General features: G+C 69.7%; 13 protein-coding genes. 6 read left to right on the top strand and 7 right to left on the bottom strand.

What is annotated here, in order from left to right:
• The first annotated feature begins 50 nt into the window (after positions 1–50).
• Positions 51–305: a hypothetical protein gene (locus ACFO27_RS13855; RefSeq protein WP_376817845.1), complete on the top strand. Its 255-nt coding sequence runs from the start codon at positions 51–53 to the stop codon at positions 303–305.
• On the opposite strand, the gene ACFO27_RS13850 is transcribed toward ACFO27_RS13855, so the two are convergent.
• On the bottom strand, positions 287–2,254 hold the full coding sequence (locus ACFO27_RS13850; RefSeq protein ID WP_376817844.1) for a helix-turn-helix domain-containing protein: 1,968 nt from the start codon (positions 2,252–2,254) through the stop codon (positions 287–289). The genes ACFO27_RS13855 and ACFO27_RS13850 overlap by 19 nt on opposite strands.
• 151 nt (positions 2,255–2,405) lie before the next feature.
• On the opposite strand from ACFO27_RS13850, the gene ACFO27_RS13845 reads away from it, so the two are divergent.
• Both ACFO27_RS13845 and ACFO27_RS13840 read left to right on the top strand, forming a co-directional pair.
• A complete protein-coding gene (locus ACFO27_RS13845; protein WP_376817843.1) occupies positions 2,406–3,698 on the top strand; it encodes a hydroxymethylglutaryl-CoA reductase, degradative in 1,293 nt (430 codons plus the stop codon).
• A gap of 118 nt (positions 3,699–3,816) precedes the next feature.
• Entirely contained in the window at positions 3,817–5,037 is a 1,221-nt protein-coding gene (locus tag ACFO27_RS13840) for an ABC transporter substrate-binding protein (RefSeq protein ID WP_376817842.1), read from the top strand.
• Between the two features lie 58 nt (positions 5,038–5,095).
• Here the strand turns inward: ACFO27_RS13840 and ACFO27_RS13835 are convergent, their stop codons facing one another.
• The 4 genes from ACFO27_RS13835 to ACFO27_RS13820 all read right to left on the bottom strand — a co-directional run bounded on the left by ACFO27_RS13835 (position 5,096) and on the right by ACFO27_RS13820 (position 9,061).
• Positions 5,096–5,971, bottom strand: a complete 876-nt coding sequence (locus tag ACFO27_RS13835; RefSeq protein ID WP_376817841.1) for a PAS domain S-box protein — start codon at positions 5,969–5,971, stop codon at positions 5,096–5,098.
• 13 nt (positions 5,972–5,984) lie between these two features.
• A complete protein-coding gene (locus ACFO27_RS13830; RefSeq protein WP_376818065.1) occupies positions 5,985–6,605 on the bottom strand; it encodes a helix-turn-helix domain-containing protein in 621 nt (206 codons plus the stop codon).
• 133 nt (positions 6,606–6,738) lie between these two features.
• Entirely contained in the window at positions 6,739–7,818 is a 1,080-nt protein-coding gene (locus ACFO27_RS13825) for a YkvI family membrane protein (protein ID WP_376817840.1), read from the bottom strand.
• A gap of 88 nt (positions 7,819–7,906) precedes the next feature.
• Entirely contained in the window at positions 7,907–9,061 is a 1,155-nt protein-coding gene (locus ACFO27_RS13820) for an NAD(P)/FAD-dependent oxidoreductase (protein WP_376818064.1), read from the bottom strand.
• Between the two features lie 156 nt (positions 9,062–9,217).
• Between ACFO27_RS13820 and ACFO27_RS13815 the strand changes: the two genes are divergently transcribed.
• Positions 9,218–10,189 carry a zinc-binding dehydrogenase gene (locus ACFO27_RS13815; protein ID WP_376817839.1) on the top strand — a complete coding sequence of 324 codons (972 nt, stop codon included), beginning with the start codon at positions 9,218–9,220 and terminating at the stop codon, positions 10,187–10,189.
• Positions 10,190–10,283: 94 nt separating this feature from the next.
• Here ACFO27_RS13815 and ACFO27_RS13810 read toward each other — a convergent pair whose 3' ends face one another.
• Together ACFO27_RS13810 and ACFO27_RS13805 are read right to left on the bottom strand one after the other, a co-directional pair.
• Positions 10,284–10,964, bottom strand: a complete 681-nt coding sequence (locus tag ACFO27_RS13810; RefSeq protein ID WP_376817838.1) for a class I SAM-dependent methyltransferase — start codon at positions 10,962–10,964, stop codon at positions 10,284–10,286.
• A 126-nt stretch (positions 10,965–11,090) separates the two neighbouring features.
• A complete protein-coding gene (locus ACFO27_RS13805; RefSeq protein ID WP_376817837.1) occupies positions 11,091–12,077 on the bottom strand; it encodes a serine hydrolase in 987 nt (328 codons plus the stop codon).
• Between the two features lie 201 nt (positions 12,078–12,278).
• On the opposite strand from ACFO27_RS13805, the gene ACFO27_RS13800 reads away from it, so the two are divergent.
• Positions 12,279–12,680 (top strand): DUF2946 domain-containing protein, encoded by a 402-nt coding sequence (locus tag ACFO27_RS13800; RefSeq protein ID WP_376817836.1) that lies wholly within the window; start codon positions 12,279–12,281, stop codon positions 12,678–12,680.
• Positions 12,681–12,774: 94 nt separating this feature from the next.
• Positions 12,775–15,093 carry a TonB-dependent receptor gene (locus ACFO27_RS13795; protein WP_376817835.1) on the top strand — a complete coding sequence of 773 codons (2,319 nt, stop codon included), beginning with the start codon at positions 12,775–12,777 and terminating at the stop codon, positions 15,091–15,093.
• The last annotated feature ends 21 nt before the right edge of the window (positions 15,094–15,114 follow it).

Genomic DNA, 15,114 nt, shown 5'->3' with positions numbered 1-15,114 from the left:
CCGGCAAATCCTCGCGCCCTCGCACCCGCGCCGGGCTCATAATCCTCCTCATGAAAACCCCGATCTCCCGCCGCGCCGGCCGGCTCGTTCTCGCGCTGGCCGTGGCATCCGCCCTGGGCGGATGCGCCGTCTACGAACCCGCGCCCGCCTACTACTACGGCGGCGACGGAGTCGTCTACGCCGGCCCTTCCGTCTATGTCGCGCCGCCCGTCTACGTAGCGCCGCCGACCTACTACTTCGGTTTCAGGTCATGGGGCGGCCGTCGGGGTCCAGGCTGGCACGGCGGTCACGGCTGGCGCCGCTGATCCGGGCCGGCGGCCGGCTCGTCCAGCGCCGCGAACCGCTGCGGATCGCGCAGCCGCCAGAGGCGCAGGGCCATGTGGACTTCGAGCGCGCGCCCCGCGTCGCGCCAGCCCTCCAGCAGCGCGTCGATCGCCTCCAAGCGCTGGCGCAGCGTATTGATGTGCAGGGACAGGCTCCTGGCCGCCTCGGCCGCGTTGTAGCCGTGGTCCAGGTAGGACAGCAGCGTGCCGGCCAGCACGGCGCGGCGTTCCCCGCGGGCATCGGGACCGGCGTACAGTCCGCCCAGCGTGGCCGTGAGGAATCCCTCGATGGCGGCCGCGTCGGCGCGGCTGAAAAGCGGCGCGTACAAGGCGAGCCGGCCCTCGTCGAAGATCTCGCCCCGCCGATCCAGCGCATCGAGCAGGTCCAGGCAGCGTTCGACCCTTTCGAACGATTCCGGCAAATCGTCGGGACGGATGATGGCCTCGCCCACGACGCCCGAGAACGGACCGCGATGATGGCGCAGGCAGGCCCGCATCGCCGCGAGCGCCGGCTCCATCCGTGCCGCGTTGGCCAGCACGACCAGCGAATCCCCGACATCGTCGAACAGCGCGCCCGACATCCCCAGGCGATCCATCAGCTGCCGGCGCAAGTGGGCGCAGCCGTCGCGCCCGGCCCGCACCACCAGCAGCCGCATGGACCGATGGATGTCGACGCCGTACTTTTCCGCCTGCCGCGCGAAGCGTTCGGACCGGCCTCCCGGTCCATGGACGAGGCCGTGCAGCACGGCCGGCGCATCGGACATCAGGGACAGCGCCCGCTGCGCCTTGAGCAGCAGCACGACACCCGTCACCATGGCGCCCCGCTCGAAGATGCGGGCCGCCACTTCGCCCAGGGGCTCGGCGGTATGCAGCACCAGGCCTCCCAGCGGCCCCTCGCCGCCCACGACGGCGCACACCCTGCGGGATTTCCGATAGGCGACGGAACGCCCGGTCCGCCGGCTCTCCGCCAGGGCCGCGTACGCGGCGTCCTCGATCCAGCGTCCCTCCTCCGCCGGATCCTCGACGCCCTCTTCCCCGCGCGCGGCGGCGATCTCCCTGCCCCCCTCGTCGCAGACGGCCACCCGCCCGCCCAGCCGGCGCGCCAGCATCGCGCACACGTCCGGCAGATCGCCGCCGCGCGCCACCAGAGCAGTCAACTGCTCGTGCGCCTCGGCCGCCGCACGGGTGTCCGCCGTCTGGCGCGACAGCAGCTCGTTGGTCGCGCCCGCCCGCGCCAGCGCATCGCGCGCCTGCTCGAACAGGCGCGCATTGCCGATCGCCACGGAGGCCTGCGCACCCAGCGTCGACAGGATCGACGTCTCCCACGCCGTATACGCGCGCACGTAGCGATCGCCCACGAACAGCACGCCCGAGACCTCGCCGGCGCTCAGCAGGGGCACGCCCAGGATCGATGCAATGCCCTCGTCGCGCATGGCGCCGTCGATGAAGTCCGAATGATTGAAACGGCTGTCGCCCGGGTAGTCCGACGAGGAATACGGGCTGCGATGCCGCGCCACATAGCCGCATACCCCGGTGTCCAGGCCGACGCGGATCCTGCAGAAACGCTCCGAGAACGCGCCGTCCGTCGCCCGCACGTAGAAATCGCGGCGTTCCGGATCGTAGACGGACAGGTAGCCGACGTCGCAGCCCAGCAGCGTCCGGGCCCGCTGGACGATGACCCGCAGCACCGCGTCGATATCGACGATCCGGGTCAGGTCCTGCGCGGTCTCGATGACCGCCATCAGGCCGCGCTCGCGCTGCTGGTGCTGTTCGAGGCGCTCCTTGACGGTCAGGCCCATGGACAGGATCTCCAGCGCGCGGGTCCGGGCCGCTCCATCCGGCAATCGAGACAGCCGGTCGCGCAGAGCCTCCAGGTCGCTGCGCCCCGCGTCCCGGTGCAGCAGGCGGACGACTTCGCTTCCGATTTCCATGGATGAAAAATATATGAATTAGTCGCAAATATGTTTTGTTCAACTATATATCCATCACCGGCTCCCCTCTACACTTCTTTCACGCGCTCTTCCGCGTCTCCGGCCGCCCCGGGCGGTCGGCCCTCCTCCACTCCTTCCTGGACACAGCGGCATGGATTCCCAGATCCCCGATTTCCGTTCCTTCACTCCGGCACAGCGCCTGGAGGCAATCGCCCTCAAGGCGGGGCTGGACGCCGAAGACGTCCGGCGCCTGTCCCGGCCCGGCGCCCTGCCCCTAGAAACGGCCAACGGCATGATCGAGAACGTGCTCGGGACCTTCGAGCTGCCCTACGCGGTGGCGGGCTATTTCCGGATCAATGGAACGGACGTGCTCGTTCCCATGGCGGTCGAGGAACCCTCCGTCGTGGCGGCCGCCTCCCACATGGCGAAGATCGCCCGCGGATACGGCGGATTCCAGACCTCCAGCACGGGGCCCATCATGCGCGCGCAGATCCAGGTCCTGGGCATCGCCGACCCCTTCGGCGCGCGCCATGCGATCCTGCTGCACCGCCAGGAGATCATCGACCACGCCAACAGCCGCGACCGCGTGCTTACGGAACTGGGCGGCGGCTGCAAGGACATCGAAGTGCACGTCTTCCCGGACACCGCGCGCGGCGCCATGGTCATCGTCCACCTGCTGGTGGACGTGCGCGACGCGATGGGCGCCAACACCGTCAATACCATGGCGGAAGCCGTCGCCGGCCGCATCGAACGGATCAGCGGCGGCCAGGTGCGGCTGCGCATCCTCTCGAACCTGGCCGACCTGCGCCTCGCCCGGGCCAGCGTGCGGATCCCGGCCTCGGCGCTGGACAGCGCCGGCTACCCGGGCGGGGATGTGGCCGCCGGCATCGTCGACGCCTGCGAATTCGCCGCCGTCGATCCCTACCGCGCCGCGACGCACAACAAGGGGATCATGAACGGCATCGATCCGATCGTCGTCGCCACCGGCAACGACTGGCGCGCCGTCGAGGCCGGCGCCCATGCGTACGCCTGCCGCCAGGGCCGCTACACCTCGCTTTCGACCTGGGAGATCGCGGCCGGCGGCGACCTGGTCGGCACGCTCGAAATGCCCATGCCCGTCGGCCTGGTCGGCGGCGCCACCAAGACCCATCCCCTGGCGCGGCTGTCGCTCAAGATCCTGGGCGTGCGGACGGCCCAGGCGCTGGGAGAGATCATCGTCGCGGTCGGCCTGGCCCAGAACATGGCCGCGCTGCGCGCGCTGGCGACCGAAGGCATCCAGCGCGGCCACATGACGCTGCACGCCCGCAACATCGCCCTGATGGCCGGCGCCCAGGGCGACGAGATCACCTGGGTAGCCGCCCGGATGGCCGAGGCGCGCGACGTGCGCGCGGATTTCGCCCGCGAGCTCCTGAGCGAGCGGCGCGGCGGCGCCCGCGCGGAGTGACGGCAACCCGGGGCGAACCACCCGCAACGGCGCACCGATCGCGTCCCGTCCGCAACGGCGCGCCTGCAACGAAAACCCGGACGACGAGCCGGGATCCCCACACAACCAGGAGACGACCATGAAGACCCGCATTCCACGCCACACCCTGCTCGCCACCGCCCTGCTCGGCCTGATCGCCGCCGGCGCGGTCCGGGCGGCGCCCGATCCGGACGTCGTCCGCATCGGCTTCATCACCGACATGTCCGGCCCCTACGCCGACACCGACGGTCCCGGAGGGCTGGAAGCCATCCGCATGGCCGTGCGGGACGCCGGCGGCTCCGTGCTCGGCAAGAAGATCGAGATCCTTTCGGCCGATCACCAGAACAAGCCCGAGATCGCCTCCGCGCGGGCCAGGGAATGGATCGACCAGCAGGGCCTGTCCATGCTGATCGGCGGCGTGAACTCGGCCGCCGGGCTGGCGATGAACGGGATCATCAAGGAAAAGCGCGTCCCCTACATCAACATCGGCGCGGCCACGGCCCGCCTGACCAACGAGGACTGCACGCCCTACACCGTCCACTACGAATACGACACGGTCGCCCTGGCCAAGGGCACCGGTTCCGCCGTGGTCAAGCAGGGCGGGAAATCCTGGTATTTCCTGGTCGCGGACTACGCCTTCGGCCATTCCCTCGAAGCCGACACCAGCGCCGTCGTCAAGGCCAACGGCGGCACCGTGGTCGGCTCGGTGCGGCACCCGCCCACCTCGCCCGACATGTCGTCCTACATCCTGCAGGCCGCCTCGTCCGGCGCCCAGGTGCTGGGGCTGGCCAACGCCGGCGCGGACACCATCAACTCCATCAAGGCCGCCAACGATTTCGGCCTGGCGGACAAAATGAAGCTGGTCGGCCTGCTGATGACGATCAACGACATCCACGGCCTGGGCCTGCCCATCGCCCAGAAGCTGCTGATGACCGACAGCTGGTACTGGGACAAGGACGATGCGTCCCGCGCCTTCGCCCGCCGCTTCGGGAAGACCATGCACAAGATGCCGAGCACGCACCAGGCCGCCGCCTATTCGGCCACGGCCACGTACCTGAAGGCGGTCAGGGCCGCCGGGACGACCGACGCGGACAAGGTCATGGCGCAGCTGAAAAGCATGCCGCTCGACGACATGTACAGCAAGGGCTACATCCGCGCCGACGGCCGCTACATGCACGACATGTACCTGATGCAGGTGAAGACGCCCGGGGAATCCAAGGGCGACTGGGACTACATGAAGACGGTCGCGACGATCCCCGCCGACGAGGCCTTCACCAGCCCGAAGGATTCGACCTGCCCGCTGATGAAGAAGGCAGGCTGAGCCAGCCGCGCGGCGGCGCCGCGCCGGGGACGGCGAAGGACCAGGGCGTTCCCGGCCATCAGCTTCCCTGCGCCTGCGCCTTGCGCGCGGCGCGTTCCCGTTCCACCCGTTCCGTCACGTCGCGCGCCATGGCGACCGAGCCGATGGCGGCGCCCGTCTCGTCCTTGACCAGGGCGAAGGTCATTTCCACGTACAGCTTCCGGCCGTCCCCGCACACCCCGCGCGTCAGGGTCGGGCGGCCTTCGAGCTTCGTGCGGCCGCTGGCCAGCGCGGCATCGTAGCCGGCCCAGTGGGCGGCTCGCAGGTGCTCGGGAATGATGAGGTCCAGGCTGGCGCCCAGCGCCTTCTCCCGGGAAAAGCCGAACAGCCGGCAGGCGGCCTGGTTCCAGCGCGTGATCCGGCCCGCGCGGTCGGCGTAGATCAGCGCGTCGGTCGTCTGCTCCACGATCCGCTCCGCCAGATCCTCGGGTTCCGCCGCGGCCTCGCGGATGTCGGTCAGGATGCGGCAGAACAGGGCCGCCGGCATCGAAGTCTTCTCCGGCTCCGGCTCCGGCTCGCCGGTCTGGTGCAGGATCTCCAGGTCCCGGGTGGAGCGCAGCACGCGGCGCAGGCCCTCGTTCTGGGCGAAGCGCGCGCGCAACGCCCGCTCGACCAGTCGGTGATGCTCGTCGGATCCGAAGTCGATCCGCGCCTCGCCCCAGTAGGCGTGGCGCTTGTCCGCCCCCTTGCCGCATGCCTTGGCCTCCCAGGCCGAGGACGCGAAGGCCCGCTCGCGGGCCGGATGGCCCGGAGGAAACTTGATGCCCTGGATGAAGCCTTCCACGGAAGCCAGCGGCACGCCGTCCAGCTCGAAGGGCGACAGGCTGAAATTGGACAGCGCGACACCGCGCCAGTCGTCGGACGTGAATGCGACATTGATCGTCTTGCGGGTCATGCGGGTCCTCCCATCAACAACAGACCGAAACCACCTGCGCCGGCTGCCGGCTGAGGCTGACGTAAACGTGGCCGACGCCGCTGTCGAAGTAGGCGGCCTCGTGGCGGCCGAGCTCGACGGCCTCGCCGTTCTCGAACAGGATCCGCACCCGGCCGGAGAGCACCATGACGAATTCCTGGCCCGGATGCCGGATGGTTTCCGAAAAATCGCGCGCCTCGCGCGCATTGATCAGCGCCACGAGCGGCTGCATCTTCTTGCCCGGGAACGCGCCGCACAGCACGCTGTATTCGTACTGGTCGGTCTCGTAGCGCTGCACGTCGGCGAAGCGGTCCTTGACGACCGTCGGGCTTCCGGCCGCGTCCGGCTCGAGCCGCGCGTCCGCCTGCATGAACAGGCGTGTCATGTCGATGTCCAGCGCGCGGCCAAGCTGCAGCACTTTCTCGTAGCTGAGCGCGATCTGCCCGCGCTCGGCCTTCGAGACGGAGGACACCGCCAGGCCGCTGCGCCGCGCCACCTGCTGCAGCGTCAGCCGCCGCTCCTTGCGCGCCGCGCGGATCCTGGCGCCGACTTCGTGCCGGCCCGCCAGCCCCGGACTGGCGGCGGAGGCCGGCGGCGCGGCCGCGCCGGGGAGCACCTTGGAAAGGACCTGGACTGCGCAGATTTTCTTGTTCGTCGGGCCGGGCATGATGGCGAGGGTTGCGATGCGCCCGGATCGGGCGCTTGCGACATTCTATGTCGATCCGGGCTCCGGCACCGGCGCTACGGCCTCAGGCGCGGGACGCGGCGCCGTCCCCGCGGCGCGCCACGCGCAGCCAGCCCACGAACGCCAGCGCCATCAGCACGAAACCGATATAGCCGTAGACCGGATACACGATCCCCACCAGCTGGATGAAGCCGACGAAGCTGCCCGCCAGCGCCAGCACGCCCGCCGCGACCGTGCCGGCGCGGAACTTCCGGGTTCCGGCGGGCACGATGCGCGCCATGAAGGCATAGAGCATGCCGACCGCCGTATTGAGGATCATGCCGAAGATCACCAGCGACATCAGGTGGCCCAGCCAGGGCGAGAGCTGCGCGGCGATCGAGAGCATCGGCATGGGCAGCCCGCCGATCGTGTCCATGCGCAGGTACATCGCCACGGCGATCAGCAGGATCAGGACGCCCAGCAGCAGGCCGCCCAGGACGCCGCCCCACAGCGCGGTCGCCCGCGACCGGGCCTGCCCGCCCATGATCACCAGGAACGGCATCCCCGCCACGATGTTGTAGGACACGTACAGCAGGGCCGCGACCAGCCACTGGCCGGCGCCCCGGGGCTGGGTCTGCGCGGCGGCCGCGAGCGCCTCGTGACCGGCGTGCGGCGACATCAGCACGTAGCCGGCCACCACGACCGTCATGAACATGAGGAACGGCGTGACCGCGCCGATGAAGGCGATCACGCTGCGGATGTCCAGGCACACGATGAGGATAGTGGCCACGGTCGCCAGCACGCTGCCCCAGACTTCCGGGATGCCCAGCCACTGATTCAACAGCGAGCCGGCGCCGGCCAGCATCACCACGGTGATCGCGAACAGGAAGAACGTGATCAGCACGTCGAACACCAGGCCCAGATGGCGGCCCAGCATGGCGTTGACGACTTCCTTGTGCGAATCCGCCGCCAGGCGCTGGCCCATGGTGGAAAAGGCCATCGACAGCAGCGCGAACAGCACGCCCGAGACCACGCAGCCGACCAGGCCGATGGCGCCGAAGCCGGCGAAGAACTGCAGGATCTCCTGCCCCGAGGCAAATCCCGCGCCCACGATGACGCCGACGAACGCGCCCGCGATCCTGCAGACGTCCTTGAACGAATCCATGCCTTTGTCTCCCGATGGTCTAGTGATGATGGAACGAATCAGCGCGCCCTGGGCGCGGGCGCCCGGCGCTCGCGGCGCCGGGCGGGTTTCAAGTCCGGCCGGCGTCGAAGCGGCGCGGGCTCAGCCGATCGGCGACGACGCCCTGCCGCGCCAGGAATTCCGGCAGTTCCCGGCCCAGCAGCAGCGCGCAGGCGGCCGCCGACGCGCCCGCCGAAGTCTGGATGCCGTAGCCGCCCTGCCCCGCCAGCCAGAAGAATCCCGGACGCCGCGGATCCCAGCCGATGACGAAATCGCCATCGGGCGCGAAGCTGCGCAGTCCGGCCCAGACATGCCGGGGCCGCCGGATGCGCAGGCTGGTGAGCGATTCGATCCGGTGGATCCCCAGGGCGATGTCGAGTTCCTCGGGCACGACGTCGTGCGGCGCGACCGGATCCGCGTTGGCCGGCGAGCCCAGCAGTTGGCCCGCGTCGGGCTTGAAGTAGAAACTTTCATCGACGCCGATGACGGCCGGCCAGGCACCGACGTCCGCTCCATCCGGCGCGGCGAACGTGAACGCTGAACGGCGCCTGGGTTCGATCCCCAGCGTCCGCGCGCCGCACAGCGCCGCGACCGGATCGGCCCAGGCGCCGGCGGCGTTCACCACGACGCGCGCCCGCACGGTGGCGCCGCCGCCCAGCGTCAGCGTCCATGCGCCATCCCGCCCGTCGAACGTGGCGGCGGCCAGTTCGGCGTTGCAGCGCAGGCGGGCCCCATGCTTCGCCATGCCGCGCAGGAACCCCTGGTGCAGCTCGGCCACGTCGATGTCGGTCGCGTCCACGTCATGCACGGCGCCGACGAGCTTGTCCGCTTCGAGGCACGGCGCCATGGTCTTCGCCCGGGCCGCGTCGATCCTTTCGGCCCGCAGGCCCTCGCGCCGGTACATCGCCAGCGCGTCGTCCAGCAAAGACTCCTGCCCCGCCGTCCCGACGTACAGCACGCCGCGCGGATGCAGCAGGGGATGCTCGCAGAAACCCTCCGGGGGCCGCTCGAAGAACGCGCGGCTGGCCCGCGTCAGGGCACGGATCTGCTCCGTGCCGTAGCTTTCCATGAACATCGCCGCCGAACGGCCCGTGGAGTGATAGCCGGGCTGGGATTCGCGCTCCAGCACCGTCACGGACGCCCCTTCCCGGGCCAGGCGGTAGGCGACGGAAGCCCCCGCCATGCCCGCGCCGATCACCGCGAAGTCGAACACCTCGTCGTTCATTGCCTGCATTCCATTTTTTCCAATAGGAAAATTATCTTATAGGAAAAAAATCCGGAACACCATGGTTTACCCCCATCCATGCGCCGCCGGACGGCGAGCGCCCCCCGTCGGGCCCGTGCTACCGTATTCCCTCCCTTCCCGCCAGAGAGGCCTCGCATGCGCGCCCACGCCGCCCGACTCGTCGACGACCGCATCCGGATCGAATCCCGGGACGTCCCCATGCCCGAACCCGGGCCGCGGCAGCTGCTGGTCCACGTGCGCGCCGCCGGCCTGAACCGCGGGGAACTCCTGGCGCTGCGCAAGCAGCCCGCCGGCACGCAGGCCATCCTGGGCATCGAGGCGGCCGGCGAAGTCGTCCGCGCCGGCGCCGATGCCGGGCCTTTCAAGGCCGGCGACCGCATCATGGGGCGCTGCCGCGCCGCCTTCGCCGACTACGCGCTGCTGGACGCGCACGACGCTCTGGCCGTGCCCGAACGCCTGTCCTGGTCCCAGGCCGCCGCCCTCCCCATCGCCGCCATGGTCGTCTACGACATGCTGATCGCCCAGGGCCGCCTCGCCGAGGACGAGTGGCTGCTGGTCACCGGGATCTCCTCGGGCGTGGGCGTCACCGCCCTGCAACTGGCCAAGGCCCTGGGCGCGCGGGTCATCGGCACCTCGGGCTCGGCCGGAAAACTGGCGGTCCTGGAACGCCTGGGCCTGGATGTCGGGCTGCGCACCCGCGCCCCCGATTTCCACGACGCCGTGATGGCCGCCACCGGCGGCCGGGGCGCCGACCTGATCGTCAACATCGCCGGCGGCTCCGTCTTCGCGGAATGCGTCCGCTCCCTGGCCTTCGAGGGCCGGCTGGCCACGGTCGGCTACATGGACGGCGTGCTCGAGGGCCGGCTCGATCTCGCCGCCCTGCACGCCAGGCGCCTGACGATTTTCGGCGTGTCCAGCAAGGGCTGCGGCCCCGAACGGCGCCAGCGCATCGTCCAGGGCGTCGCCGAACGGGTCCTGCCGCTGGTCGCCGACGGCCGGCTCGCGCCCGTCATCGACCGGGTGTTCCCGTTCGACGAACTGGAAGCGGCCATCGCCCGCATGGAGTCCGACGAGCAACCGGGAAAAATCGTGGCGGGCGGGACGTGAAGACTTTCCCGCTCTACCTCGCCACGGCGTTCGCCGAGATCGCGGGCTGCTACCTGCCCTGGCTCTGACTGCGCCAGGGCGGATCGAACAGCGACTAGCCTGCGCGCTCCAGCACGACCACCCGGGCGGGCGGCAGGTTGGTCCAGACGGCCAGATCGCCGCGCACCACGAAACCATCCGACAGCCCGGCATCGGGCAAGCCCCGCGGCGCATAGGTGAACTGCACCAGCGGACAGCCCGGACGCAGGAGCGCCCGGCACTGGCCGAGCACGGCGGACACCACGTCCGGTTCCAGGGAGCGCAGCGGCAGGCTGGACACAATGGCGTCGACCGGACCGCCCGCCGCGCTTTCGTCCAGCACGTCCGACAGCCGGGCCGCGTCGCCCCGCAGGACCGCCACCTCCGGGAAGCGCTGGCGCAAATGCCGCGCGAACGCCGGCGAACGTTCCACCACCCGCAGGCGATCCGCCGGCACGCCCCGGTCGAGCAATGCCCGGGTCACCACGCCCGTACCGGCGCCCAGTTCCACCACCAGGCCGTCGCCCCGGGGATCGACCTGAGCCGCCATGCCGCGCGCCAGGCGCTCCGAACTGGGCCAGACGGCCCCGACCCCGGCCGGCGTTTCCAGGAGTTCGCGCAGGAACAGCCCCGCCGGCGCCGCGCGGATCGCATCGGCCAGACGGCGCGAGTCGGCCGCATACCGCAATCCGACGGCCCCGGCGGCCCGCAGGCCTTCGATCAAAGGCAGCAGCGTGGCACCCGCGTTTTTCAGCATGGAATCCCCATCCGGTTCTCGATGAAAAGACTACGGTGCCCAAGGTATCAAATCCCCGGCCGGACCACGGTATGCGTTCGTGACACGACCTCTCGGAGCCATACAGCGCCCCGCCCTTCCGGCGCGCTATTTCGCCGCCACCCGGCTGTCCAGGACGCGGCGCAAGCGCACCGCGTCGCCGAAGCGCGAGCCGCTCAATCCCTGCGCATTGAGCAGCACCATGGCCAGATTGCGGCCGCCGAGCCGGACCATCATCACCAGGCAGTCGCCCGCCTCGCGGGTGGTGCCCGTCTTCGAGGCCAGGATGTCCCAGCGGGGGCGCCCCACCAGCATGTTGGTGTTGTGGAAGGTCCGGCCGTCGATGCTGTACTGGGCGTCGGTGGTGAATTCCCCGATCAGCGGCTGCCTGGATGCCGCGTACACCAGCCTGGCCAGATCCCGGGCCGAGGACACGTTCTCATTGGACAGGCCGATGGGCTCCACGAACCTGGAATCGCCCATGCCCAGCGCGACCGCCCGGGCGTTCATCGCCTCGACGAAGGCCGTCATGCCGCCCGGATAGGTGCGCCCCAGGGCATGCGCCGCGCTGTTCTCGGACGAGGCCAGCGCCAGGTGCAGCAGGTCGGCGCGGCTCAGGCGCGCGCCGGCCGCCAGGCGCGAGGGCAGCTCGCTGGGCACGTCGACGTCGCTGGCGTCGATGGTGATCATCCCGTCCATGGGCAGGCCGGCCTCGATCACCACCAGCGCCGTCATGAGCTTGACGATGGAGGCGATCGGCCGCACGACGGCCTCGTCGCGCGCGAACAGGACCTCGGACGTGTCCATGTCCTCCACGAAGATCGTGGTGGACTTGAGCTTCTCGATTTCTCCCGCCGGATCGCGCGTGGCCAGGGGCGCCTTGGCCGCGGCATCGGGATCGAGCGGCTCGGGCGGCGCACCCCAGCGCTTCGCCGCGACGCGCCGGCCGTAGCCATGCTGGCAGATCGGCAGGGCGGGCTGGGCATTGCAGGGATGGAAATTGGCGACCTGGGCCGACGCGACGGACGGCCAGCCCGCGCCGGCGGCGGAAACCGCCGCCACGCAGAACGCGGCCCGCAGAAGCCTCGATGCCATGACCCGTTCCTCCGGCGCAAGACAGGTCCACGCGCCGCCCGACGCGCGGTGCAGGACATCTTACTAGCAAATGCCGGGCTTCCGGAATCGGGGCCGCCCCACCCGCCGTTCGCATGGCCTGGAACGATTCTCAATCGTGTATGATGCAGCAAATTTTCATCACGGCTTTTCCGACCACAGGATCATCCGGGCCCCGCAGCCATGTCTTCCGGACCTCGCAAACGCTCGACCCGTCTGGCCGCCTGGTTCGGCCTGCTCGCGATGTGCCTGCTCGTCGCCGCGCCGACCATCAGCTGGCTGGTCGAGGCGCCGTCGCGGGAGGTGGCCGTTTCCGTCTGCTTACCCGCCGACTCGGCGAACCAGCCCGCGGCGGATTACCGCATCCAGGTCGGAGGACATCACGACGGCCCGGCCGACGGGCTGGACGCATGCGGCTATTGCGGCCTGCTCGCCCACGATGCCACCCTGCCCGCCACGCCCCCGGCCGCGCCGGCCGTGCTGCTGCTGGCACTTCTCCTCCTGACGGCGCCCCGATGGATCGGCCATGTGCCGCTGGGCACGTTCCCCGCGGGCCGCCCGCGCGATCCCCCACATTTTTCCTGACACTTCCGGCCTTCGCGCCGGCTCCATGTCCGCGCCACGGGCCTTGCGGAAAGGCCCGGCGCGGCCATTCCTCCATCGTCAGGAAAAACACATCATGCATCCTGCTTTCAAACGGGAGGCCCCGCGCGGCTCACGGCCGGGCGCCGGGATCCTGTGCGTCCTCGCATCCTTCGCATTCGCCTTCGGACCGGCCCGGGCCGAGCCCGAAGCGCCCGCGGCATCCCTGTCCGCCATCAAGGTCACGGGCACGGCCGAACGCCCCTCCACCGACCCCGACATACCCGCCTCCGTCGAATCCGTCACGCGCGAGCAGTTCCAGAGCTGGAACGTCATCAACAGCGAAGACACGCTGAAATACCTGCCCAACCTGGACGTGCGCAAGCGCTTCATCGGGGACCAGAATTCGATCATCGCGGTGCGCGGCACCAGCAACACGCAAAGCGCCCGCGGCCTGGTCTACGCCGACGGGATGCTGCTGAGCAACCTGCTGGGCAACAGCTACTCGTTCCCGCCCCGCTGGTCGATGGTGTTCCCGGACGACATCGAGCGCGTGGACGTCGCGTACGGCCCCTTCTCCGCCCTGTACCCGGGCAACGCCATGGGATCGACGGTGCTGATCACCACCCGCATGCCCACGCGGTTCGAGGCGCGCGCCAACGTGAAGGCGTTCACGCAGCACTTCGACCTGTTCGGCATCGACCGGGACTTCGAGGGCCACGAAGCGTCCGTCACGATCGGCGACAAGATCGGGCGCCTGTCGTATCTGCTGGGCGCCAACCGCCTGAAAAGCACCAGCCAGCCGATGCAATTCGCCACCCTGGCACAATCGAGCCAGTCCGCGACGGCGTCCGCCACACCGGTGACGGGCGCGCATTTCTACGACAACCAGACGGGCCAGCGCACGGCGGTCCTCGGCGTAAGCGGGGAAGGCATCAAGCACACGACCCAGGACCAGTTCAAGCTCAGGCTGCAATACGACCTGGCTTCGGATCTGCAGGCGGGCGCGTCCGTGGCGTACTGGCACGAGCGGTACTCCAGCGACACCTCGACGTTCCTGGAGGACGGGAACGGCAATCCTGTCTATTCCGGCAAGGTGGCCATCGACGGACGCGAATACGACATCCCCGCCGCCGCGCTGGCGGAGAGCCAGGGAGAAAGCGACAACTGGCTCTACGGCCTGTCGCTGAAGACCAGCCGCGCAAGCGGCTGGAACGGAGAGGTGAACGCCTCGGCCTTCGACGTGACGCGCAGCATCGGGCGGCAGGCCAATGCCGGCGGGTCCGGCAACGGTCCCGGCACCATCACCTATGGCGACGGCACGGGCTGGAAGACGTTCGATCTCAAGGCCGACTACACGCCGCTGGCGCAGTCCGGCCCACTGGCCCACAGGCTGGCGCTGGGCTACCACTTCGACCACTACTTCACGAACAGCGGCACGTTCGGCACGTCGAACTGGCGCACCGGCGCCTCCGGCGCCCTGAAGAACGCATTCGAAGGCAAGACCAGCACGCAGGCGCTGTACGTCCAGGACAGATGGCAATTCCTGCCGCGCTGGAAACTCGTCTACGGCCTGCGCTACGAAGACTGGCGGGCCTACGGCGGTTCGCAGGCCTCCCCGGCCGCGCTGCTGGCGTATCCCGGGTCCTCGCGGCGCCACGTGTCGCCCAAGGCGTCGCTGTCGTTCGACGTGTCCGACGACCTGACGCTGCACGCCTCGATCGGACGGGCCTACCGTTTCCCGACCGTCGGAGAATTGTTCCAGGGCCAGATCAGCGGCTCGTCCATCGTCAACAACAACCCGGATCTCCGGGCGGAAAACGACCTGGGCAAGGAGCTTTCGGCCGAGTGGTGGCACTGGAACGGCGTGTTCCGCTTCTCCCTGTTCCAGGACGACGTGCGCGACGCCATTTTCCGCCAGACGGACACCACGGTCATCCCGAACGTCACCAGCTTCCAGAACATCGACAAGGTGCGCTCGCGCGGCGCCGAACTGGGCTACCAGGGACAGGACGTCGGGATGGAGGGCCTGGACGTCACCGCCAGCGTGGCCTACACCCAGTCGAAGATCCTCGCCAACGCGTCCAATCCGGCATCCGTCGGCAAGTACTTCTACCGGATCCCGCTGTGGCGCGCCAAGCTCCTGGCCACGTACCGGTTCGGGGAACGGGCCTCGGCGAGCGCGGGCGTGCGGTATTCCGGCCGGCAATACAACACGCTGGACAACTCGGACACCAATCCCGACGTCTACGGCGGCACCAGCACCTACACCGTCGCCGACCTGAAGTTCACCTACAGGCCCGACCGGCGCAGCGAAGTGAGCGTGGGCGTGGACAACCTGTTCGACGAGCGGTATTTCGTCTACCACCCCTACCCCGGCCGCACGCTCTACGTGCAGGCGGCGTTCCGGATGTGAGACGGCCCCATTCATCGGGAG

Origin of the sequence: Castellaniella denitrificans, assembly GCF_042653765.1 — a bacterium.
Classification (GTDB): Bacteria; Pseudomonadota; Gammaproteobacteria; order Burkholderiales; family Burkholderiaceae_B; genus Castellaniella; species Castellaniella denitrificans.
Note: the sequence above shows the minus strand (reverse complement) of the source record. Positions and strands in the feature narration are given on the sequence as shown.

What these genes read in the sequence shown, in the direction of transcription:
- ACFO27_RS13855 (WP_376817845.1), top strand. Translation starts at nt 51, where the DNA reads ATGAAAACCCCGATCTCCCGCCGCGCCGGCCGGCTCGTTCTCGCGCTG.
- ACFO27_RS13850 (WP_376817844.1), bottom strand. Translation starts at nt 2,254, where the DNA reads ATGGAAATCGGAAGCGAAGTCGTCCGCCTGCTGCACCGGGACGCGGGG.
- ACFO27_RS13845 (WP_376817843.1), top strand. Translation starts at nt 2,406, where the DNA reads ATGGATTCCCAGATCCCCGATTTCCGTTCCTTCACTCCGGCACAGCGC.
- ACFO27_RS13840 (WP_376817842.1), top strand. Translation starts at nt 3,817, where the DNA reads ATGAAGACCCGCATTCCACGCCACACCCTGCTCGCCACCGCCCTGCTC.
- ACFO27_RS13835 (WP_376817841.1), bottom strand. Translation starts at nt 5,971, where the DNA reads ATGACCCGCAAGACGATCAATGTCGCATTCACGTCCGACGACTGGCGC.
- ACFO27_RS13825 (WP_376817840.1), bottom strand. Translation starts at nt 7,818, where the DNA reads ATGGATTCGTTCAAGGACGTCTGCAGGATCGCGGGCGCGTTCGTCGGC.
- ACFO27_RS13820 (WP_376818064.1), bottom strand. Translation starts at nt 9,061, where the DNA reads ATGAACGACGAGGTGTTCGACTTCGCGGTGATCGGCGCGGGCATGGCG.
- ACFO27_RS13815 (WP_376817839.1), top strand. Translation starts at nt 9,218, where the DNA reads ATGCGCGCCCACGCCGCCCGACTCGTCGACGACCGCATCCGGATCGAA.
- ACFO27_RS13810 (WP_376817838.1), bottom strand. Translation starts at nt 10,964, where the DNA reads ATGCTGAAAAACGCGGGTGCCACGCTGCTGCCTTTGATCGAAGGCCTG.
- ACFO27_RS13805 (WP_376817837.1), bottom strand. Translation starts at nt 12,077, where the DNA reads ATGGCATCGAGGCTTCTGCGGGCCGCGTTCTGCGTGGCGGCGGTTTCC.
- ACFO27_RS13800 (WP_376817836.1), top strand. Translation starts at nt 12,279, where the DNA reads ATGTCTTCCGGACCTCGCAAACGCTCGACCCGTCTGGCCGCCTGGTTC.
- ACFO27_RS13795 (WP_376817835.1), top strand. Translation starts at nt 12,775, where the DNA reads ATGCATCCTGCTTTCAAACGGGAGGCCCCGCGCGGCTCACGGCCGGGC.